Source organism: Candidatus Dormiibacterota bacterium, assembly GCA_035544955.1.
GTDB lineage: Bacteria > Chloroflexota > Dormibacteria > CF-121 > CF-121 > CF-13.
The window spans coordinates 70,790-92,874 of record DASZZN010000029.1; the positions used below are offsets into that span (position 1 = coordinate 70,790).

19 protein-coding genes are annotated in these 22,085 nt (G+C 67.3%); 3 read left to right on the top strand and 16 right to left on the bottom strand.

Going from position 1 to position 22,085, the window contains the following annotated elements:
* Window position 1 precedes the first annotated feature (1 nt).
* From purH to purB, 9 genes are read right to left on the bottom strand one after another with little or no spacing between them, the layout of a single operon-like run.
* A complete protein-coding gene (gene purH / locus VHK65_09875; GenBank protein ID HVS06456.1) occupies window positions 2-1,522 on the bottom strand; it encodes a bifunctional phosphoribosylaminoimidazolecarboxamide formyltransferase/IMP cyclohydrolase in 1,521 nt (506 codons plus the stop codon).
* Window positions 1,519-2,109, bottom strand: coding sequence for a phosphoribosylglycinamide formyltransferase (gene purN, locus VHK65_09880; GenBank protein ID HVS06457.1), 591 nt, complete (start codon window positions 2,107-2,109; stop codon window positions 1,519-1,521). The genes purH and purN overlap by 4 nt, the downstream gene beginning before the upstream one ends.
* Complete coding sequence (gene purM / locus VHK65_09885) at window positions 2,106-3,113, bottom strand: phosphoribosylformylglycinamidine cyclo-ligase (protein HVS06458.1); 1,008 nt, start codon at window positions 3,111-3,113, stop codon at window positions 2,106-2,108. Before purM ends, purN begins: the two co-directional genes overlap by 4 nt.
* On the bottom strand, window positions 3,110-4,537 hold the full coding sequence (purF, locus tag VHK65_09890; protein HVS06459.1) for an amidophosphoribosyltransferase: 1,428 nt from the start codon (window positions 4,535-4,537) through the stop codon (window positions 3,110-3,112). The genes purM and purF overlap by 4 nt, the downstream gene beginning before the upstream one ends.
* Window positions 4,537-6,705, bottom strand: coding sequence for a phosphoribosylformylglycinamidine synthase subunit PurL (purL, locus tag VHK65_09895; protein ID HVS06460.1), 2,169 nt, complete (start codon window positions 6,703-6,705; stop codon window positions 4,537-4,539). Before purL ends, purF begins: the two co-directional genes overlap by 1 nt.
* Window positions 6,705-7,406 (bottom strand): phosphoribosylformylglycinamidine synthase subunit PurQ, encoded by a 702-nt coding sequence (gene purQ / locus VHK65_09900; protein HVS06461.1) that lies wholly within the window; start codon window positions 7,404-7,406, stop codon window positions 6,705-6,707. Before purQ ends, purL begins: the two co-directional genes overlap by 1 nt.
* Window positions 7,403-7,687, bottom strand: a complete 285-nt coding sequence (gene purS / locus VHK65_09905) for a phosphoribosylformylglycinamidine synthase subunit PurS (protein ID HVS06462.1) — start codon at window positions 7,685-7,687, stop codon at window positions 7,403-7,405. The genes purQ and purS overlap by 4 nt, the downstream gene beginning before the upstream one ends.
* Window positions 7,684-8,574 carry a phosphoribosylaminoimidazolesuccinocarboxamide synthase gene (locus VHK65_09910; protein HVS06463.1) on the bottom strand — a complete coding sequence of 297 codons (891 nt, stop codon included), beginning with the start codon at window positions 8,572-8,574 and terminating at the stop codon, window positions 7,684-7,686. The genes purS and VHK65_09910 overlap by 4 nt, the downstream gene beginning before the upstream one ends.
* Complete coding sequence (gene purB, locus VHK65_09915; protein ID HVS06464.1) at window positions 8,571-9,917, bottom strand: adenylosuccinate lyase; 1,347 nt, start codon at window positions 9,915-9,917, stop codon at window positions 8,571-8,573. The genes VHK65_09910 and purB overlap by 4 nt, the downstream gene beginning before the upstream one ends.
* 206 nt (window positions 9,918-10,123) lie before the next feature.
* Between purB and VHK65_09920 the strand changes: the two genes are divergently transcribed.
* Complete coding sequence (locus VHK65_09920) at window positions 10,124-10,678, top strand: sigma-70 family RNA polymerase sigma factor (GenBank protein HVS06465.1); 555 nt, start codon at window positions 10,124-10,126, stop codon at window positions 10,676-10,678.
* Complete coding sequence (locus tag VHK65_09925) at window positions 10,675-12,954, top strand: Ig-like domain-containing protein (GenBank protein HVS06466.1); 2,280 nt, start codon at window positions 10,675-10,677, stop codon at window positions 12,952-12,954. The genes VHK65_09920 and VHK65_09925 overlap by 4 nt, the downstream gene beginning before the upstream one ends.
* Here VHK65_09925 and VHK65_09930 read toward each other — a convergent pair.
* From VHK65_09930 to VHK65_09955, 6 genes are all read right to left on the bottom strand, one after another.
* Window positions 12,951-14,402 (bottom strand): biotin carboxylase N-terminal domain-containing protein, encoded by a 1,452-nt coding sequence (locus tag VHK65_09930; GenBank protein ID HVS06467.1) that lies wholly within the window; start codon window positions 14,400-14,402, stop codon window positions 12,951-12,953. The two genes, VHK65_09925 and VHK65_09930, sit on opposite strands and share 4 nt — an antisense overlap.
* Window positions 14,395-16,191 (bottom strand): pyruvate carboxylase subunit B, encoded by a 1,797-nt coding sequence (locus tag VHK65_09935; protein ID HVS06468.1) that lies wholly within the window; start codon window positions 16,189-16,191, stop codon window positions 14,395-14,397. The genes VHK65_09930 and VHK65_09935 overlap by 8 nt, the downstream gene beginning before the upstream one ends.
* Window positions 16,192-16,213: 22 nt before the next feature.
* Window positions 16,214-16,690, bottom strand: coding sequence for a 5-(carboxyamino)imidazole ribonucleotide mutase (gene purE / locus VHK65_09940; protein ID HVS06469.1), 477 nt, complete (start codon window positions 16,688-16,690; stop codon window positions 16,214-16,216).
* On the bottom strand, window positions 16,687-17,964 hold the full coding sequence (gene purD, locus VHK65_09945; protein HVS06470.1) for a phosphoribosylamine--glycine ligase: 1,278 nt from the start codon (window positions 17,962-17,964) through the stop codon (window positions 16,687-16,689). Before purD ends, purE begins: the two co-directional genes overlap by 4 nt.
* Window positions 17,961-19,502, bottom strand: a complete 1,542-nt coding sequence (gene guaA / locus VHK65_09950; GenBank protein HVS06471.1) for a glutamine-hydrolyzing GMP synthase — start codon at window positions 19,500-19,502, stop codon at window positions 17,961-17,963. The genes purD and guaA overlap by 4 nt, the downstream gene beginning before the upstream one ends.
* An 80-nt stretch (window positions 19,503-19,582) precedes the next feature.
* Window positions 19,583-20,788, bottom strand: a complete 1,206-nt coding sequence (locus tag VHK65_09955; protein HVS06472.1) for a GuaB3 family IMP dehydrogenase-related protein — start codon at window positions 20,786-20,788, stop codon at window positions 19,583-19,585.
* A gap of 93 nt (window positions 20,789-20,881) precedes the next feature.
* Between VHK65_09955 and VHK65_09960 the strand changes: the two genes are divergently transcribed.
* The gene (locus tag VHK65_09960; protein ID HVS06473.1) at window positions 20,882-21,358 is read left to right on the top strand and encodes a YbaK/EbsC family protein; all 477 of its coding nucleotides are present in this window, start codon (window positions 20,882-20,884) and stop codon (window positions 21,356-21,358) included.
* Here the strand turns inward: VHK65_09960 and VHK65_09965 are convergent.
* Window positions 21,344-22,066: a nucleotidyltransferase domain-containing protein gene (locus tag VHK65_09965; GenBank protein ID HVS06474.1), complete on the bottom strand. Its 723-nt coding sequence runs from the start codon at window positions 22,064-22,066 to the stop codon at window positions 21,344-21,346. The two genes, VHK65_09960 and VHK65_09965, sit on opposite strands and share 15 nt — an antisense overlap.
* Window positions 22,067-22,085 lie beyond the last annotated feature (19 nt).

Consider the following 22,085-nt stretch of genomic DNA (forward strand, 5'->3'; position numbering starts at 1 on the left):
CTCAGTGCTTGAAGTGGCGCTCGCCGGTGAAGACCATCGCCACGCCGGCGTCGTCGGCGGCGGCAATCGCCTCGCTGTCCTTGACCGAACCGCCGGGCTGGACGATGGCGCGCACACCCGCCCGGGCCGCCACCTCGACGCCATCCGGGTAGGGGAAGAACCCATCGCTGGCCAGCACCGAGCCGGCCGCCCGCGGTCCGGCGCGGTGCACGGCGAGTTCGACCGCCTCGACTCGGCTCATCTGCCCCGCTCCAATCCCGACCGCCGCCTCCTCGTGGACGAGCACGATGGCATTCGAGCGGACGTGCTTGACCACCGTCCAGGCGAACTGCAGGTCCTTGAGGGTCGCGTCATCGGGCACTCTGGCCGTGACGACGCGCGCCTCGCCGAGGGTGCGACCGGTCTGATCAGCGGTTTGCACCAGGAAGCCGCCGGTGATGGGCCGCGCGTCGAGCTCCAGGTGCGCCGACCCCGCGCCGGGTTGCAGGACGCGGAGTTTGGGCCGCGACGTCATCGCCTTCAGCGCCGGCTCGTCGAACGATGGGGCCACCGCGACCTCGAAGAACGATCCAACCAGCGCCTGGGCGGCGGCCGCGTCAACCGATCGGTTGAAAGCGACGATCCCGCCAAATGCGGATCGCCGATCACAGTTGAGCGCGCGATCGAACGCCTCAGCCGGGTCCTGGCCAATAGCCACGCCACACGGGTTGGCGTGTTTGATGATGGCGACCGCGACATTCGGAAAATCGGCGACGAGTGACCAGGCGGCCTGGGCATCGAGCAGGTTGTTGTAGGAGAGCTCGAGCCCCTGCCATTGCCTGGCGCCCGCGATCCCACCGCCGCCGGCCGTCCGATAGAGCGCCGCCGATTGATGCGGGTTTTCGCCGTAGCGGAGGTCGCGCAGTTTGTGGCCGCCGAGGGTGAAGTCCTCAGGCAGCGTGGTCTGCGCCTCAGCCCCGCGCAGGTGCTCGCCAATGGCGGCGTCGTATGCGGCCGTGTGGGCAAAGGCCACCGCCGCCAGGTGACGCCGCAGCGACGGCGGAATGCCGCCCGGTCCCTTCAACGCCTCGAGGACCGCCGGGTAATCGCTCGGCCGCACCACCGGAAGCACGTGGTCGTGGTTCTTGGCCGCCGCGCGCAATAGGGTCACGCCGCCAATGTCGATCGACTCGATCGTTTCCGCATGGCCGGCTCCCGATGACACCGTCTCCACGAAGGGGTAGAGATTGACCACCACGAGATCGATCAGCTTCAGCTCGCGGTCGGCCAGCTCCTGCAGGTGGCGCGGCTCGTCGCGGCGCGCCAGGATGCCGGCGTGCACATTGGGGTGCAGCGTCTTCACCCGCCCATCCAGCATCTCGGGGAATCCGGTCAACTCCTGGAGCGCGTGGACGGGGATGCCTGCATCGCGCAGCGCGCGCTCGGTACCGCCGGTGGCATACATCGTCACCCCGAGCCCATCGAGGCCTTGCGCGAATTCAGCCAGGCCGGTCTTATCGGAGACGCTCAGCAGGGCGTTCATACGCGGAGCGGGAGGACCTGGCCGGCGATTCGCTTCACCACCACGGGCAGCAGAATGTGCTCCTCGGCCTGGATCCGCTCGCGGAGGCTCTCGACGGTGTCGTCTGGCCGAACCGCGACTCGGCTTTGGGCGAGAATCGGCCCTTGATCGACGTCGTCCGTCACCACGTGCACCGTGCATCCAGTCTCGGCGACGCCTTTCTCCAGTGCCCGGGCCACGGCGTCCATGGTGCCGGCGAACTCTGGCAGTAACGAAGGATGGAGATTGATGATCCGGCCCGCGAACTGCCGGGTGAAGGCGCGCTCCAGGATCGCGTCATAGCCGGCGCAGACGACCAGCTCCACGCCGTGTCGCTGAAGCGTCCTCGCCATGGCGAGATCGCGCGTCCGACGGTCCGGAAAGCGAGCCAGGCGAAACACCTCGCGGGAGACGCCGGCTCTTTTCGCGAGGTCGATCGCCGGGCATTCGCGGTTCGCGCATACCGCCACGACGCGTGCGGGATAGAGCGGGTCCTTCGCGGCCTCGATCAGTACCTGCAGGTTGCTGCCCCGGCCCGAGACCAGGACGCCAACCCGAAGCCGGCTCACTCTAGGATTTGGACACGCCGCTGCTCGGACGCCACGATATCGCCGACCACGAAAACCTCGCCCTCGAGAATCCGCAACGCTGTGGCCGCGCTAACCTCGTCGACCACGACGATCATTCCGATCCCCATGTTGAAGGTTCGCCACATCTCCTCGTCCGGGGTGAACGGCGCGAGATAGGAGAAGATGGCCGGCTCCGGCCATGCTCCCCTTTGGATGCGGGCGCCCAGGCCGACCGGAAGGATGCGCGGTAGGTTGCCGACGATTCCCCCGCCGGTGATGTGCGCGAGCCCCTTGATGTCGACCGCGTCGCGCAGCCGCCGGATGGGATCGAGATACGCGCGGTGGGGGGCGAGGAGCGCGTCCAGCACCGTCTCTTCGGTACCTGGGATCGTCTGCGTCAGCGCCCTGCTGGGAATCACGCGACGGGCCAGGCTGTAGCCATTGGTGTGTAGACCGGTCGAGGGCAGCGCGAGCAGCGCATCGCCTTCGCGGATCGATGTGCCGTCGATGATCGCATCGCGCTCGCAGACGCCGACCATGAAGCCTGCGATATCGTAGGTGGCGGGCTGATAGAGGCCCGGCATCTCCGCGGTCTCGCCGCCGAGCAGGGCGCAATTGACCTGCCGGCACGCATCAGCCATCCCGCCGACCACCTCGGCCACGACCGGCGGGTCCAGACTGCCGGTCGCCACGTAATCCAGGAAGAAGAGCGGCTCGGCGCCCGCCGTCAGCACGTCGTTGACGCAGTGGTTGACCAGGTCGGCGCCGATCTGCGCGTGACGCCCTGCGCCGGCCGCCAGCAAGACTTTGGTGCCGACCCCATCGGTGCTCGCCACCAGGATGGGCTGCCGGTAGCGACGCGTGTCGAGCGCGAAGAGGCCGCTGAAGGGGCCGACACCCGCGAGCACCTCGGGACCCTGGGTCGATGCCGCCAGCGGCTTGATCAGCTCGACCGCCCGGTTGCCGGCATCGATGTCGACGCCCGCATCACGGTAGGTCGTCATCTCGCAACCGGCTCCAGCGCCAGCTTGTCCATCTCCAGCTGCACCGGAACCGGGACCGGGTAGTCGCCGTCGAAGCAGGCCATGCAGAAGCCGTGGACGTTTTTCACCGCTCGGAAGAGCCCGGCCTTGCTCAGGTACTTCAGTGAATCGGCCCCGATCAGGCGTTCCACTTCATCCACGCTCCGGCCGGAGGCGATCAGCTCCGAACGGCTGGCGATGTCGATCCCCATGAAGCAGGGCCACTGGATCGGCGGGCTGCTGACGCGAAAATGGATGGACTTGGTCCCGGCCCGGCGCAATTCCTCCACGATCTTCCGGCTGGTCGTGCCGCGCACGATCGAGTCGTCGACCAGTACGACGCGCTTTCCCTCGAGGATCTGGCGGAGCGGATTGAACTTCAGCTTGATACCAACGTTACGCAGGCGCTGATTGGGCTGAATGAAGGTACGGGTGATGTAGCGGCTCTTGATCAAGCCTTCGCTGTAGGGGATGCCGCTGGCCTCGGCGAAGCCGACCGCAGCCGGCGTGCCCGAGTCTGGGAGCGAGATGACGATATCGGCGTCGGCGGGCGCCTCGCGGGCCAGTTCGCGGCCCATGTTGCGACGGGCCTCGTAGAGCGACTGTCCCTGCAAGTGCGAGTCCGGCCGCGCGAAGTAGATGAACTCGAACATACACATCGCCTTGCGCGGCGACGGCATCACCTGCACCGCGACCGGCTCACCGCGTCCCAGCACGACCGCCTCGCCGGGCTCGATCTCGCGCACGAACTCGGCGCCGACCGTATCGAGCGCACACGTCTCGGAGGTGATGATCGCGCCGCCGTCGGGCAGGCGTCCGAGGCAGAGCGGACGGATCCCGAGAGGATCACGGACGCCGACCAGCGCGTCTTTCGTCAGAAACAGCAGGCAATATGCACCCTGCAAGCGCGGCAGGGCGCGGCGCAAGACGGACACGATGTCGTCTCCACTCGTGTGTGCGACCAGCTCAGCGAGGACTTCGGTATCGCTCGAGGTCCTGAAGCGCACGCCGTGGTCGTCGAGGTCGTCGCGAAGCACCTGGGTATTCGTAAGGTTGCCGTTGTGGGCGATGGCGATCGTCCCCAGCTGCGGGTGTTCGACCATGATCGGCTGCGCATTTTCGAGCCGGTTCGAGCCCGTGGTCGAATAACGCGTGTGGCCGAGCGCGAGGTGCCCGGTGAGCCCCTCGAGCGAGGCCTGGTCGAACGCCTGCGCCACCAGCCCCATGTCCTTGTGCATCCGCATGACGCGCCCGTCGCTAGTCGCGATCCCTGCGCTCTCCTGCCCGCGATGCTGCAACGCGTAGAGCCCGAAGTAGGTCAGGTTGGCGACATCGTCGCCGGGCGCGTCGATGCCGAACAGGCCGCATTCTTCGTGCATCCGTTCGTCCGCCATCGGATGGCGCATCAGAACGCCGTCTCCCAGGCCTGTCGCAGGGTTTCCAGCGAGATGCGGATGTCGGACCCCACGTGGAGATCGTCGCCACCAACCACGCCGATGGTCTGCAGCGGAACATGATGCTTGGTCATCAGCTTCTGCAACTCCGGAACACGGCGAGGGGCAACGCTGACGACGATCCGTCCCTGCGACTCACCGAAATAGGCGGCCTCGCGGCTGACCGGCCCGACGATCCCCGGACAACGAAGCCCGCGACCGCCATACAGGGCGCTTTCCGCCAGCGCGATCAGCAGGCCTCCGTCGGAAACATCGTGGGCGCAGCGTAGCACCCCGCTGCCGATGGAATCGAGCATTGCGGCTTGCAGACGACGCTCCGCCTCGAAGCTCACCGTGGGTGGCCGGCCCTCGAGCGGGGCACCCAGCAGTCGCCAGTACTCACTCCCGGCGAGCTCCTCGCGCGTCTCGCCAAGCAGGAAGACGATGTCTCCGTCTTCCTGGAACCCGGCGGGGCAGCGGAGGGATAGATCATCGAGCAGGCCCACCATCCCGATCACCGGCGTCGGCGGGATGTTCCGTTCGCTGGTCTCGTTGTAGAGGCTGACGTTGCCGCTCACGACGGGGAGCTCCAGGGCTCGGCAGGCGTCGGCGAGGCCACGAACGCTTTCCTGCAGCTGGCCGAAGATCAGCGGCCGTTCCGGATTCCCAAAGTTCAGGCAGTTTGTGACCGCGATCGGGCGCGCGCCGGTGCAGACGATGTTGCGAGCGGCCTCGGCCACGGCGGCTTGCGTTCCCTCATAGGGGTCGAGGGCGACGTAGCGCGGATTGCCGTCGGTCGTCAACGCCAACCCCTTGTTGGTCCCCGGCACGCGCAGCAGCGCGGCGTCGAAACCCGGGCCGGTTACCGTGTTGTCCTGCACCTGGTGGTCGTAGGTGCGGTAAATCGGGCGGCGGCTGCGCAGGTTCGGGCTGGCGATCAGGTCGAGCAGGATCGCTTCCGGTTCCTCGATCGCGGGCATCACCGGCGCAGGTCGCTTCTCGGCAAAGGTGGCCATCGGAGTACGGAGCGGCACGCCGTCGATCAAGGCCTTCAGCGGCACATCTGCGACCAGGGCGCCGCGCTCGCGCACCCGCATCCGTCCCGTCCCGGTAATCGTCCCGATGCGATCCGCGTGCAGCTCGAAATGGTCGAAGACTTCGCGTGCCGAAGCCTCCGCGTCCGGCCGCAGCACGATCAGCATTCGTTCCTGGGACTCGGACAGCATCACGTCGTAGGCTGACATGCCCTGCTCTCGGCGGCTGATCCGATCGACGTCGATGTCGATCCCGCGACGGCCACGGTGCGCGAGCTCGCTTGCCGCGCTCGTCAAGCCCGCCGCGCCCAGGTCCTGGATGGCGGTGACACCCTCCAGCTCGTTGAGTCGCAGGCAGGCTTCGCAGAGCAGCTTCTCGAGGAACGGGTTCCCGACCTGGACGGCGGGACGGCGCTCCGCGGATCGCTCGTTCATTTCGACCGAGGCGAAGGTCGCGCCGTGAATCCCGTCACGCCCGGTGTCGGCGCCGACGAGGAGCACGACGTCACCGGCGCGGTCTGCGCTGGCGCGCCGCAGCCGGTCGTGGCGCACCAGGCCGACACACATGGCGTTGACGACGGGGTTGTCGGCATAGCCCTCGTCGAAGTAGACTTCGCCCCCGACGGTAGGGCAGCCGAAGCAGTTGCCGTACCCGCCAATGCCGGCGACAACCCCGTGAAACAGGTGGCGGCCGCGACCGGAATCAAGCGGACCAAACCGCAGCGCATCGAGGATCGCGATCGGGCGTGCCCCCATGGCGAACACATCCCGAAGGATTCCGCCTACCCCGGTAGCCGCTCCCTGGTAGGGCTCGATGGCCGAGGGATGATTGTGCGACTCGATCTTGAAGACGACCGCCAGCCCGTCGCCGATGTCGACGGCGCCAGCGTTCTCACCGGGTCCCTGGAGCACGTATGGCCCTTCGGTCGGCAGCTGACGCAGCAACGCCTTCGATGTCTTGTAACCGCAGTGCTCGCTCCACAGCGCGCCGAACATCCCGACCTCGAGGTCGTTCGGATCACGCCCGATGGCGCGCACGATTGCGCGATATTCCTGCTCGTTGAGGGCGACAGCTTGCAGCTGCGCGCGATCGATGGCAACCGCCATCAGACCGCCACCCGGGTGAGCGCATGGATGGCCGAGCGAAAAAGGACCAACCCATCCTCGCTGCCGAGCAGCGGCTCGCAGGCCCGTTCGGGATGCGGCATCAGCCCGACGACGTTGCCGTGTGCGTTCGAGATGCCCGCGATGTTCCGCAGCGAGCCGTTGGGATTCGACGCCTCGGTTACACGGCCGTCGGCTGCGCAGTAGCGAAACACCACCTGGCCGTTGTGCTCGAGCGCATCCAGTGTCTCCGCATCGGCGAAAAAGTTGCCCTCGCCGTGCGAGATCGGGATACGCAGCACCTGCCCGGGGCGGCAGTCGAGCGTGAAGGCGGAGTTGCTCTGCTCGACGCGGAGGTGGACCCATTCGCATCGAAACTCGCAGGACGCATTCCGCAGAAGCGCCCCTGGCAGCAGCCGGGCCTCCTGCAGGATCTGAAAGCCGTTGCAGATGCCCAGCACCAGGCCGCCGCGATTGGCGAAGTCGGTGACCGCCTCCATCACCGGGGCGAAGCGGGCAATTGCCCCGCAGCGCAAGTAGTCGCCGTAGGAGAAGCCGCCGGGAAGGATGACCAGGTCCAGGCGATCGACGGTCTGCTCGCGGTGATCGACGAAGCGCACTGGTTCCTGGAGCACGTCGAGAACCGCATGCGCACAATCCCGGTCACTCCAGGTGCCGGGGAAGACCACGACCCCGGTCCTCAAGCGGGACGTTCTCCCGCCACGACCGGTTCGCCGATCGGTTGCAGCTCGATCCGGTAATCCTCGATGACGGCATTGGCGAGGAGCTGCCGCGCCATCTCGTCAAGGCGCGTTCGAGCCTGTGCCGCATCGGCCTCATCGATCGTCAGCACCAGATACTTTCCGGCGCGAACCTCGGTCACCGACTCGAAACCGAGCGCGTGCAGCCCACCCCTGATCGTCAGGCCGGCCGGGTCGTTGACGACGGGCTTGAGCGTCACGAAGACCTCGGCGCGATATCTCATGCGCGCCGTCCCGCGTAGGAAACCGAAAAGCGGCGCAGCGCTTCGAGATAACGGGCGCTGGTGCCGGCGACCACCTCGTCGGGGAGCGGCGGCGCCGGGGGCTGTTTATTCCAGCCCAGCTGCTCCAGGTAATCACGCAGGTACTGCTTGTCGAACGAGGGCTGCGGACCGCCCGGGCGAAACTCCTCCAGGTCCCAGAAGCGCGAGGAATCCGGCGTCATCACCTCGTCGATCAGGATCACGTCCCCATCGTGCCAGCCAAATTCGAATTTCGTATCGGCAAGGATGACGCCATGCTCGAGGGCCCGTTCGGACCCGAATCGGTACAACGAGAGGCTCAGCCGTTCGAGGGTTTCCGCCAGCTCGCTGCCGGCCCGATTGGCCAGCTCGGCGCGTGAGATGTTCTCATCATGGCCGGTCAGCGCCTTGGTCGCCGGCGTGAAGATCGGCTCGGGCAAGCGGTCGCTCTCCCGGAGCTCTTCCGGCAGCCGTTCCCCAGCGATCGAGCCGGTGCGCTGGTAGTCCTTCCAGCCGGAGCCCGAGATATAGCCGCGTACGACGCACTCGAACATGATGGGTTGCGCCATCACGACGCGCATGCTGCGCTGGTCGAGGTCGGGTTGTGCCTCGAGCAACGCGCTTGGGATCGCTTGATCCGCTGCCAGGTGATTGCGGACGAGGCTGCCCGTGTCTAAAAACCAGGAAAGTGAGAGCTGGTTCAAGACGCGGCCCTTTTCGGGGATTGGGGTCGGCAGCACCACGTCGAAGGCGGAGATCCGGTCCGACGACACCATCAGGAGCTCGCCATCGTTGAGGCGGTAGGTGTCGCGGACCTTGCCGCGCGAGTGCAGCGGCAGCGGTAATGCCGTCGTCATGATGGCGCTCATGTGCTCCCTCCCCGACCCTCCCCCGCAACGGGGGAGGGAGATGCGAGCGAAGGCTCGATGCCGAGGCGCTCGAACGTCACGTCCAGATGGCGCAGGTAAAAGGCCGGGTCGAAAAGCTCGGTCAGCTCGTCGGCGGTGAGCCGCTCGCGAACCTCAGGGCTCTGTCCGACGATCGCCTTGAAGTCCTGCCCTCCGTCGAGTGCGCTAAGGGCCGCCCGCTGCACGACGCGGTAGGCATCCTGCCGCGACATTCCCTTCTGCACCAGCGCCAGCAGCACGCGCTGGGAGAACACCACACCGCCGCTGCGATAGAGGTTGGCGCGCATCCGCTCGCGGTCGATCGTCAGTCCCTCGAGGATCTCGGCCATCAGCTGCAGCATGTAATCGAGCAGCGTGCAGGCGTCAGGGAAAATGATCCGCTCCGCGGAGGAGTGGCTGATGTCGCGCTCGTGCCAGAGGGCCTGGTTTTCCAGCGAGGTCTGCGCATAGCCGCGCACCACGCGAGCCAGTCCGCAGATCCGCTCGCTGAGCACCGGGTTTCGCTTGTGGGGCATCGCCGAAGAGCCCTTCTGCTCGGCGCCGAATGGCTCGCGCACTTCCGAGACCTCACTCCGCTGCAGGTGGCGGATGTCGGTGGCGAATTTCTCCAGTCCGCCGGCCAGCACCGCCAGCGTCGTCAGGTAAGCCGCGTGACGGTCGCGGGCGATCACCTGGGTGGTGACTGGGGCCACTCTCAGCCCGAGTTTCTTTAGCGACGACTCCTCGACGCGCGGCTCGACGGTGGCGTGGGTGCCGACAGCGCCGGAGAGCTTGCCCACGCGGATGTCCTCGCGGGCGGTCACCAGACGCTGCCGGTCGCGATCGAGCTCATCGAGCCAGCCGGCGAGGACGAAGCCGAAGCTGACCGGCTCGGCATGAATGCCGTGAGTGCGACCGGCCATCAGGGTTCCGCGCTCCTCCACCGCCCGCCGGCGGATGACCGACGATAGCCGGTCGACATCCTTTAAAAGGATGTCCGCCGCCGCCACCAGCTGCAGCGCGAGCGCCGTATCGAGGATGTCGGAGGAGGTCAGGCCGCGGTGGAGGTAGCGGGCGTCGTCACCCAGCGAGTCGGCGAGGGAATCCAGGAAGGCGACCACGTCGTGCCCGACGCGGTCCTCCAGCCGGGCGACGTGCTCGGGGTCGACCCGAGCCTGTCGGAGGCGGTCCAGCGCCGAACGCGGGATCTCGCCGAGGTCGGCCCAGCCCTCACAGACGGTGAGCTCGATCCGCAGCCATAGCTCGTACCGCTGCCTTGGAGAGAAGATCTCGCTCATATCCGGGTGAGCGTACCGGGGGATCAAACGGCGGCTGGTCTCCTTGTGGGTGGCGGGCCGTCGGTGACGGGCTGATTATAACGGCCGCCGCCCCACCGAAACCGATTTCGTAACCTCCCTCACCCCTGGCGACTTTTCATCTAACGGGGAGTTGCTGGTAAATTGGCCCAACACGTAACCAAGAGGGGCGGCCTCCCGTTCAATCTGCAGCGGGCGCCCTGTGGGGTGCCCTGATGCCGGATTTTGAAGAGCGGGATCTCGTCGAACGCGCGAAGGAAGACCCCGATGCCTTCGGGGCTCTTTACGATCGCTACTTCCCGCAGATTTATCGCTTTGCGTATTCCAGAGTTCGAGATCAATCATTGGCAGAGGATGTGACGTCGGAGGTGTTTTTCAAGGCGCTGAGGAATATCAGCCGGTACACCTATTCCGGACATCCGTTCTCCTCCTGGCTCTACCAGATTACGCTGAACGCGGTCGCCGATCATTACCGCGGCCAGCACGGCGAGGTGGAGCTCGAGGAAGGTGCCAGCCTGCCCAGCGGGGCGCCGAGCGTGGATGACGAAGTCGTGCGCCGCGACCGCAGCCGCCGCATCTGGTCGGCGATCGACCAGCTGCCCCGGCATCAGCGGACGGCGATGGTGCTGAAGTTCGGCGAGGACAAGAAGATCGACGAGATCGCCCACATCATGGGCAAGAGCGCTGGGGCGGTCAAGCTTCTCCTCCATCGCGCCGTCGAGAAGCTTCGCCGCGAGTTGCCCCCCGAATTCGAGGCTGGGCTCACATGATGAACGATCCCGAGCTCGAGGAACTGTTCCAGGACCCGGCGCACCGGGAGGTAGTCGACCTCCTGAAGATGTCCCGGCCGGCAGCGGCGCCGCCGCTGGATCCGAACTTCCGGACCATGCTGCGCATCAGGCTCATGACGGAAGCCCGTCGGACCCTTCAGCCGCGAGGAGCCCCGCGAGGGTTCTCGTTCAGCCTCAGGCCGAAGGCGCTGGTGCCGGCGATGGCTACGGTGGCGGCCGGCTTCCTGATCGTGCTCGGCATCCAGGTCTATCTCCATAAGCAGCCCGAGTCGGCCATGGTCGCGGTCGATCTCTCCCGCATCCAGAACAAGACGAACGTGGCGACCGCCGAGCCGATCGTGATCCCCTTCAGCGGACCGGTCGACAAGACCGCGGTGGCCGACACCGTGGTCATCGAGCCGGCCACGGCGGTGACGAAGCAATGGCAGGGCCAGAACCTGATCATCACCCCCGATCACCCGCTCGCCCCCAACACCACCTATACGGTCAGCCTGAAGGCCTCGCAAACCCCGAGCGCGCCCAAACAGCCCACCGTTCAGCCGACGCCGACGGTCGCGCCGTCGCCGGTCGTCGTGCACTTCACCACCGTCCAGGCACCCATCGCCCCGGTCAACCCGCCGTCGTACCGGAGCGCAAACGTGAGTTACGGCCAGGAGAACCGGCTGGCGGACGCCGGCACCGTGTTCAACGGCGGCTGGACGCCGGCCGGCCAGCTGCTGGTCACGCGGCCGTCAGGCCAGCCCGGGATCGGATCGGCAAGCCCGTCGGCAACGGCCACCGTGTCCGGTCCGCCGGCGCCGAACGCGGCCACTGACGTCTGGCTGATGAGCGCGCAGGGCACCCCCATCCGGCTGCTCGTCCAGGGCGGCAGCTTCCCGGCGGCCGCCCCGTCGGGTGGCGTCTTCGCCGCCTGGCAGCTGACCTCGAGCAACCAGGCAAATCTGGGGATCTGGGACATGCAAGGGAACTTACAGGGGACGGTCGCGACGCTCGACGGCGTGCCCGACCGAGCGCCTGTTTGGATCGGGAGTGATCGGATCGCCTACGTCAACAAGGGCCGGCTGGCGATCGTCGACACGCATGGCGGGCAGGTCGATGCGCATGGGATCCGGATGCAGCACGGCAGCCTGGCGGGGTCGCCCGTCAGCACGCTGCTGGCGGTCGAGTCGGATGCGTCCAGCGTGATCGACCTGGCGTCGGGATTGTCAAACCCGTTGCCCACGGGTGCGACCAGCTTCGCCTGGTCCGCCAAGGGTGTTCTGGCCTTCGTCGTGCCACAACCGTCCGGGAGCCTCCTCTACACCGCGGCAGGCGGCAGGGACTTACAGCGCATCGCGAGCAGCCCGAGCGGGCAGACCTGGGCCGATTTGAGTTGGTCTCCGGACGAGGCCTCGCTGATGCTGGCCAGCAAGCCGGCGGGGGCGAGCAGTTCCGCCTCGCGACTGATGCTGATCAACGCGGATGGCAGCGCGCTCAAGGCCTTCGCCTCTCAGCAGGAATATTCGAGTCCCCGCTGGTCATCCCACGGCGACCTCGTGCTCTTCACCCGCCAGGATGAGGCCGGCGGCCGGGCATTCTGGACCGCGAACACCGCGCCTTCGGAAGTCGACCCCGCGCAGAAGCAGGCCCTCGCTGAAGTCGACAAGTTCATGCAGGCGCGCCTGCAAGGCGATAGCGCGGCTGCCCTGGATGGCCTCGATGCCGCCGGACTCAGGGCCTACCAGGGCGGCGCGTCCTCGCTGCTGCCCGCCGCGGGTACCAAGTTCGACCGGTACTATGCGGTGACCGTCCAGCAGACGGGCTCCAATCCAAGCAAGTTCCTCGTGGGCGAGCGCATCTTCGTCTCCCGCTCCGGGGTGCAACGGAGCTTCTTCGAAGAGCAGCTCACCCTGGTCCTCAAGGATCAGCGCTACCTGGTCGAGGCGGTGACCTCGACGCCGGCCGTGCTCCTGGGCCCCGGCCCCACCGTCCTGTCATTCGACGTCGTTCCGACGTCGCCGGGCTACCAGGTTCGCGTCCGGTTCGATGCCGACCTGCGACCGGAGACGGTGACGACCGACACCATCCAGGTCAGAGACTCGGACGGCAAGCGGGTCAGCAGCACGATCGCGTTCGATCCGGACAACCACATGGCGGTCCTCACGCTAACGCTGCGGCCTGGGAGTACCTACCAGCTCGTGGTATTGACGGGTGTGACCGACATCAACGGCGTCACCCTGGCCCAGGAGTACCACGCTCAGGTGATCAGCCGCTAACCCTCGCCGCCCAGGATCACGCCCGCGGCAATGGCCGCGGCCACCTCACCCGAACCGTAGAGCGACTCAAAGGGTGAGTGCTGCGCTTCGAACTCCCGGGTCTTTTCGATCAGGCTCGGGTGGTCCTGGATGAAGCTGGTGGAAATCCGGCCGTTGACGAAGTCCCGCTCCTCGAGGATCGCACGGTGGAACGGAATGGTGGTCTTGGGCCCGGTGAGGACGAACTCCTGCAGGGCACGCCGGCCCCGGCCGATCGCCGACTCCCGGTCGTCTGCCCAGACGATCAGCTTCAACAACAGCGAATCGAAGTGCGGCGAGATCTCCTGGTGCGGCCTGATGCCGCTGTCGACCCGCACGCCAGGGCCGCTCGGCGGCGCATAGCGCTGCACCCGGCGCGGGGTCGGCATGAAGTTGCGCAGGGGATCCTCGGCGTTGATCCGGAACTCGATCGCGTGCCCGCGCGGCTGCGGATACCCCTCCGCGGGGATCTGCTCACCACGCGCGATGCGGATCTGTTCGCGCACCAGGTCGATGCCGAGGACCGACTCCGTCACGGGATGTTCGACCTGGAGCCGCGTGTTCATCTCCAGAAAATAGAACTCCTCGCCCGACACGATGAACTCGATCGTTCCCGCGTTGCGGTAGTCGACCGCCGCCGTGGCTTTGACGGCGGCCTCGGCCATGGCACGACGTCGCGACGGGGTGAGGCCGACCGCGGGCGTCTCCTCGAGCAGCTTCTGGTGCCGCCGCTGGATCGAGCACTCCCGCTCGCCGAGCGCCACGGTGGTGCCGTGATCGTCGGCCAGGACCTGCATCTCGATGTGGCGCGGATGCTCGAGATATCGCTCCAGGTAGACGTCGGGGCTGCCGAAGGAACTCTGCGCCGCCCGGCGGCATGCCTCGAACGCCGCAGGAAGATCCTCGGCGCCCTTCGCGACCCGCATGCCGATGCCACCACCGCCGGCGGCAGCCTTGACCATCACCGGGTAGCCGATCCGTTTCGCCTCAGCGAGGGCCGCGGTCTCGTCAGCGAGCGCGGCCGTTCCGGGCACCACGGGAACGCCCGCGGCGACCATACGGCGACGGGCCTCGACCTTGTCCCCCATGGCCCGCATGCTCGACGCCGGCGGACCGATGAAGGTCAGGCCGTTCCTGGCGCAGGCTTCCGCGAAGGCGGGATTCTCGGAGAGAAAGCCATATCCGGGATGGATCGCATCGGCGCCATGCTCCCGCGCCACCCGTACCAGCTGCTCGATGTCGAGGTACGCCTGCCGAGGCGTTGGGGCATTCAGGACCATGCGCTCATCGGCGAAGAAAGCGTGGGGGGCTCGGGCATCCGGCTCCGCGTAGACGGCGACGGTCGGGATGCCCATCTCGCGGCAGGTCCGCATGACGCGAAGGGCGATCTCGCCGCGGTTCGCGACCAGGACCTTGCTGACGCTAGCCAATCGTCATCAACACGTCGTTGGGGGCGACGATCGCTCCCTCTTTGGCAAAGACTTCGCGCACCGTCCCGCCGACGGTCGCCACGATGTCGTTCTGCATCTTCATCGCCTCCAGCACGACGACCACGTCACCCAGACGGACCTTGTCACCGGGCTTGACCTTGACCTTCACCACCATGCCTTGCATCGGCGCCTGGATGGCGCCGTCGCCACCGGCGCGTTGCGCCGCGGTTGGACCGGACGCGGCGGGACCCGCAGTGACGGCGGGTGCTGCGCCGTCCCCGAGGATCCGTACGCGGTATGGCTCGCCATCGACTTCGACCGTGAACTCTCGGCCGGCCGGCTCCGCGGACGCAGGCGGCCCGGGCGTGACCGCGGCCGGTTGGGGTGGCGGCTGCGGCTCGGGAGTCGGGGCCGACGCCGGCGCCGCCGCCGCCGGCGTCTCGGCACGGTGGCCAGCGGGACGAAGAATGTTGGGCGCGTCGTCCGGGAAGAGGATGTAGGTGAGCACCTGGTCGATTCCGCTTGGGTTCAGACCTTGCTTTTTCATCTCGCGCCGCGCGCGATCGATCCCGGGCTGCAGCAGGTCGGCCGGCCGGAGCGTGATCGCGTTCGACGAGCCCAGCGCGCGCTTGCGGACCTCTGGATCGATGGGACCGGGAGGCTCGCCGAACAGGCCCTTCACGTAATCGCGAAACGGCTGGTCGATGTGCTGGTACCGCTTCTCGCTCAGCGTGTTGGCCAGCGCCTGGTTCGCCGCGATCCGGTTGATGGGCGCGGCCATCGGCGGGTACCCCATCTCCTGGCGCACCAGGAGGAGTTCTTGCATCAGCTTGTCATAGCGATCGATGGCGTTGTGTTCCCTGAGGTTGCGGATCAGAACCGCCAGCACCGGCGCCGGCAGCTGATGTTGCAGGACGTCGACATCGTTGCGAAAGGCGATCGGGTCCTGGAACTCGAGATACTCGTCGTGGATTTCGTCGAAGTACCGGCTCGCCTGGCCGATCAGGTTGAGGTCGAGGCCCGTGTCGTACGGTCCATCGCGCAGACTGGCCACCATGGTCTCGGTCGCGGGCTGCGAGGCGCCCCACGCCAGCGCGGAAAGCGCGGTATCGATGCCGGTGGCACCGGCTTCGATGGCCGCGAAGTACGAAATGGGGGCCAGCGCCGTGGTGGAGTGCGAGTGGATGCTGACAGGCAGCTTCGTGGCAGACGTGATCGCACTCGAGAGTCCCCTGGCAACGAGGGGCGCCAGGATGCCCGCGACATCCTCGATGCCGATCCAGTCGACGCCCAGAGCTTTGAGCCGGACGGCCGATTTGACCATGCGGGCGTCGTCCACGACCGGGCTCGGGCTATAGACGAGGGCTCCGATCACGCGCGCCCCGCCTTTACGGGCGACCTCGACCGGTACCTCGAGGTTCCGCAGGTCGTTGAGCGGGTCGAACACCTTCACGACGCGGATGCCGTCTTCGATGGCCTGCTCGATAAAGGCCCGCACCACGTCGTCCGGCTGGTGTGACGGCCCGAGCAGCGTCTGGCCACGGATCAACATTTGCAGCGGCGTTTTGACGATGGCGGCGCGCATCGCGCGCAGCCGCTGCCATGGATCCTCTTTCAACGCCCGCACCTGTGCGGCGAACGTCCAACCACCCCAGGCGTCGAGGGCGTGGTAGCCGATGTCGTCGAGGGTCTTGGCGATGGGCAGCACGTGCTGCAGCTTGAGGCGTCCCTGCACCAAACTCTGCTGCGCGTCGCGCAGCACAGTCTCGGTGATCAAGACCCGGGGCACGCCGCTATTGTATGCCCGGTTTTTAGGAGGGCTTAGGCGACCGGTTAGCCTCCCGTCGCTTGATCAGCTTCGCGCGCGCGCCCGGGTCGTTGAGCGCCAGGATGCCGGTGGCGAGGTGGGCCGCGTTTCTCGCGCCGGCCTCTCCGATCGCCACCGTTGCCACCGGGATCCCAGCCGGCATCTGGGCCATCGATAGCAGCGCGTCGAGCCCGCCCAAGGCGCCACCGGACATCGGCACGCCGATCACCGGGAGCAGGCTCCAGGCCGCCACCACCCCGGGAAGATGCGCGGCCCCGCCGGCGGCGGCGATCAGCACCTTGAGCCCACGGCCTTCGGCCTGCGTCGCCCACTGGCGACAGCCTTCGGGGTCACGATGCGCCGAGCGGACCACGACTTCATAACTGATGCCATAGCCTTCCAGGACTTCGCAGCAGCGCTGCATCGTCGGACGGTCCGACTCACTGCCCATGACGATTCCGACCAGCGGCGCCTCGCTCATGGCACCACCGTCGATTCGACTTCACGTAACGCCAGGTCGTGCCGATAGGCCATGCCCTCGAAACGGACCCGATCGACGTTGCGGTAGGCGCGGTCGCGGGCGTCCGCCATCGAATCGCCGAGCGCGACCAGGGTCAGGACCCGCCCACCGGCTGTGGTATATCCCCCAGGACTGGCCGCCGTCCCGGCATGGAAGGCAAAGACGTCGCGCTCGATGGTGCCCAGGCCATCGATCGGGAAGCCGCTCTGATAGGTCCCCGGATAGCCACGGGAGGCGAGGACGACGCCGACGCTCGACCGGCCGGACCAGGTTGCTTTGACCTCGGCGAGCGCGCCGCGTGCCGTGGCCTCGAGCAGGGGGATCAGATCGCCGTCGAGGCGAGGCAGGACGACCTGCGCCTCGGGGTCCCCGAAGCGCGCATTGAACTCGAGCACCTGGACGCCGGCTGGACCCACCATCAGCCCGGCATAAAGACAGCCGCGGTACGGCGTGCCCTCCTCCCGGAGGATCTTGACCACCGGATCGAGCACCGCGGTGATGGCGCTCTCCACGTCGGCCGGGCCGAAGAAGCCGACCGGCGAATACCCGCCCATACCGCCGGTGTTCGGCCCTTTATCGTCGTCCAAGGCCCGCTTGTAGTCGCACGCCGGCGGCAGCGGGACGACGCGATCCCCGTCGACCATCGCCATCACGGAAACCTCGCGGCCGTCGATCTTCTCCTCGAGGATGATCCGGTCGGCCGCTGCACCGACGGTCTTGCGCAGCATCAGCTCGTCGATGCATTCCAGCGTCTCGTCCGCATCGCGTGGCACCAGCGTCCCCTTGCCCTTGGCGAGCCCATCGGCTTTCACGACGAAGGCCCGGCGCTCGCCGCGTACGAAATCCTTCGCCCGGGCCGGATCGTCGAAGACCTGATGCGCCGGGGTGGCGACGCCTGCCCGCGCCATCAGCGACTTGGCAAACGCCTTGCTGCTCTCGATCCGCCCGGCGGCGGCCGTTGGGCCGAAGACCAGCCGGTCCACGGCCGCCAGGCGGTCGGCGAGTCCGGCCGCGACAGACGCTTCCGGACCGATCACCGTCAGGCGCACGTCGCGCTCGTGGACAAACCGCACGATGCCGCCGACGTCCGTGGCCTGGATCCCCGTATTGACAGCGATCGCCGCCGTGGCCGCGTTGCCAGGGGCGCAATAGACCGAGTTGGTCAGCGGACTCTGCAGCGCTTTCCACGTGAGGGCGTGCTCGCGCGCGCCGGCCCCCACGACGAGGACGTTCATTCCCATTCGATGGTCGACGGCGGCTTCGAGGAGATGTCGTAGACGACGCGGTTGACGCCCGGAACCTCGTTGACGATGCGGGTCGAGATCTTCGCCAACACCTCGTACGGTAAGCGCGCCCAGTCGGCGGTCATCCCGTCTTCGCTTTGCACTGCCCGCAGCGCAACCACGTTGCCGTAGGTACGGTAGTCGCCCATCACTCCCACGCTCTGCAACGGGGTCAGGATGGCAAACGACTGCCAGAGCGATCGATAGAGGCCGGCCGCCTTGATCTCGTCGACGACGATCCAATCGGCGGCTCGGAGAGTGTCCAGCCGTTCGCGGGTCACGTCGCCGATGATGCGGACCGCCAGCCCCGGACCCGGAAACGGCTGACGATACACCATGTCGTCCGGCAGGCCGAGCTCCAGGCCGATGGCCCGGACTTCGTCCTTGAACAGGTAGCGCAGCGGCTCGACCAGTTTGAACCGAAGGTCAGCGGGGAGGCCGCCGACGTTGTGGTGCGTCTTGATGCGGTGCGCATTGTGGGTATCGTGGCTGGTGCTCTCGATCACATCGGGATAGAGCGTTCCCTGCGCGAGGAAGTCGATGCCGGTGAGCGCGGCCGCCTCGCGCTCGAAGACGCTGATGAAGGTGGCCCCAATGCGCCGCCGCTTCTCCTCCGGATCGACAATACCCCGCAGCACATCGAGGAACTGGTCAGTGGCATCGACGGCCTTGAGGTCGATGCCGAGATGACGCTGCATGACGTCTTCCACCCGCCGCCGCTCGTCACGACGGAGCAGCCCATTGTCAACGATGAGGCACGTCAACTGCCCCGGAATGGCGCGGTGGACGAGCGTCGCGCAGACGGCCGAGTCGACGCCTCCCGAGAGGGCGCAGAGCACCCGTCCGTCCCCGACCTGCTCGCGGATAGCCCGGGTCGCCTCCTCGATGAAGGCCGCCGGCTTCCAGGTGCCGCGACAGCCGGCCACTCGATACAGAAAGTTGCGCAGGATCTCCCGCCCCTGGGGTGTGTGGATGACTTCGGGATGGAAGGCAATCCCGTAGCGCCCGACCTCGTCGGCCATCGCGGCGATCGTCGAGTTCTCGGACTCCGCCAACCGGCGAAACCCCGCGGGCGCTTCGAGGATGGTGTCGCCATGGCTCATCCAAACCGGCAGCTCCGAAGGCAGCTCGTGAAAGAGCCGAGCGGGCTCCTGGATGCGTACGCTGGCCGGTCCGTATTCGCGTTTGCCGGCTGGCGCGACCCTGCCGCCGAGCTGATAGGCGAGTAGCTGCATGCCGTAGCAGATGCCGAGGACAGGAACGCCGGCGCTGAGCGCCGCCGGATCGCAGCGGGGCGCACCATCTTCGTAGACGCTGGCCGGTCCGCCGGAAAGGATGAGCGCCTTGGGCGCACGCGAGCGGATCGTCTCCCAGGGGGTGGTGCCGGGGATCAACTCGCAATAGACACCGGCCTCGCGGACCCGCCTCGCGATCAGCTGGCTGTATTGCGACCCGAAATCGAGGACGAGCACCAGATCCTGTGGCGCCACTCTGCGCTCCGCCGTCAACTGGTATCCTCCCCCGCTTGCGGGGGAGGGTAGGGTGGGGGCTTTCGAGGTTCGCGCGACCGCTATGTCCCCATACCCACTTGCTGCGCCTGCTGGAAGAGCTTGCCCTCGTTCTGGATCGCCGGGGCGATGACCAGCTCGGTCTGCTGGAACTCGCGCAAATCGCGGGCCCCGCACACGCCCATCGCCGAGCGCAACGCGCCGACCAGGTTCTGGGTTCCGTCGTCGACGCGCGCCGGCCCGAGCAAGACCTCGCGGAGAGTTCCGCGACGGCCAACCTTGATGCGGGTGCCACGAGGGAGGTTGGGGTCGGGCGTCGCCATCCCCCAGTGGTAGCCACCACCCGCCGCATCCGTCGTCCCGGCAAAGATGGACCCGACCATCACCGCATCGGCCCCGGAGGCAAACGCCTTGGCGATGTCACCGCCCACCCGCATCCCACCGTCGGTAATGACCTGGACCCGGTGACCGCTCTCGTGGAGCCAGGTTTCGCGCGCGGCGGCGACGTCGCTGGTCGCGGTCACCTGCGGCACGCCGACGCCGAGCACGCCACGGGTCGTGCACGCGGCCCCCGGACCGACACCGACCAGGATGCCGGCGATGCCGGTTTGCATCAGCTCCAACGCCGTCTCGTAGTCGACACAGTTGCCGGCGACGACCGGGATCGACAGCCCGGCACAGAGCTTCTCGAACGAGAGCTGCTCGTAGGAGCGCGAGATGTGCCGCGCGGTCAGCACGGTCCCCTGGACCACCAGGCAATCGGCGCCGGCTTCCTGCACCAGTCCCGCCCGCCGTGAGGCGTGCGCGGGCACGCTCGAGACACCCACCGGAACCTGGGCGCGCTTGACGGCTGTGATCCGCTCGCCGATCAGCTGTTCGCGAACCGGTGCCTGGTAAACCTTTTGCAGGAGGGCGTTGATGCGCTCGCGCGGGGCCTCGGCGATCTCCTGCAGCACGCTCGTGGGGTCCGCGTAACGGGTCTGGAGCCCATCGAGGTTGAGCACCGCCATGCCGCCGAGACGGCCCATCTCAACGGCGAATCGCACGTCGACGACGCCGTCCATGGCCGCCGCCAGGATCGGGACGGCGAGGCGAAGCGAGCCAAGCTCGAAGCTGCTGTCCACTTCCTGGGGATTGATCGTCACCCGGCCGGGAACCAGGGCGACCTCGTCGAACCCGTAGGCACGGCGGGCCCGCTTGAAGCGGCCCAACTCGACCGTCTCGCCGGCCTCGAAGGCCGAGGGTTTCAGGGGCGCACGCACACTCATCGCCGTCGCCTGCGAAACCGTGTCGAGCTCAAAGGGTATGCGTGTACCTCGATACGGGGTGGTTTTGGGGGATTATAGCGGATGGCTTTCAGAATGGATCAACGACTTTCCGCGCCGCAGCGCGTCCAGGCGGCACTGTCTGCAGCCGGCGTGGCGGCGCGCATCGAAGAATTCCCGGTATCGACGCGGACGGCGCAGGACGCCGCGGCGGCGGTCGGAACTGGCGTCGGGCAGATCGTGAAATCGCTGGTGTTCCTCGCCGGCGACGCCCCCGTGCTGGTGCTGGTGTCGGGCGCGAACCAGCTCGATCCCGCCCGGCTCGCCGCCCTCGCCGGCGCGTCCATCGGCAAAGCCGACGCCGATGCCGTGCGCCAGGCGACCGGTTACTCGATCGGCGGGGTGCCGCCGACCGGGTTCACCGCACCCATCCCCACCTTCATCGACCGCGACTTACTGCAGTACGACGTCGTCTGGGCGGCGGCGGGCACGCCGCGCCACGTCTTTCCGATCGCTCCCCAAGAGCTGGTGCGAGTCACCGGCGGCAGCGTGGCGGACTTAAAGCTGGCGTAGCCACGCCTCAACCTTCGACGCAATGTCGCGCGCGTCACCCGCTTCGCGGAGCAGGGCATCGATGGCCCGATCCAGCGCCTGCAGAAGATCCTCCTTTCGCACCGAGCGGACCAGCATTCGCTCATCGAGAACGTCGGCGGGCAGATCGTCGTAACCCCGGCCGTACCAGGCATTCAGCCCCCGTCGCCGGCAGGCTAACGCCAGGGCTTGATCGCGAACGCCGCTGATCCAGAATTCCGCTTGCCACAGCCGCCCACGCTCGATGCAGAAGCGCGCCCGCACGGCGTGGTGGGTGCCGAGTCCGAACAGATAGTGCGCCATCGGTGGCGTTTCCCAGCCTGGAGCCCGTTCGAGGGCGCTGCCGAAGAGGACCTTGAACTTTGGGCCACGAGCCCCAAAGTCGGACGCGGGTGTGAAAGAAAGGTCGACCTGCAGGTTGCCCGGCAGCAAGAAGACGCGGTACAGCGACGAGAGCGATGCAAGGTCGAAGAGGTGAACGGCGCCGTGCTCGCGTTCCAGACGTGGCGTCCAGTTGGCCATTACCTCGGCCGGGGACACGCCGTCCGCGAGACCAAACCCGAGATCGAGGTCCGACCACCGGTCGCCGTCTCCGGCGGCCAGCGAGCCGATCATCGCCCCCGCAACGATTCGTGTATCGGCCCGGGCTATCTCGAGAATGCCATCGCGCACACGATCACGTTGCTCCACGCTGAACACGACGTCACGG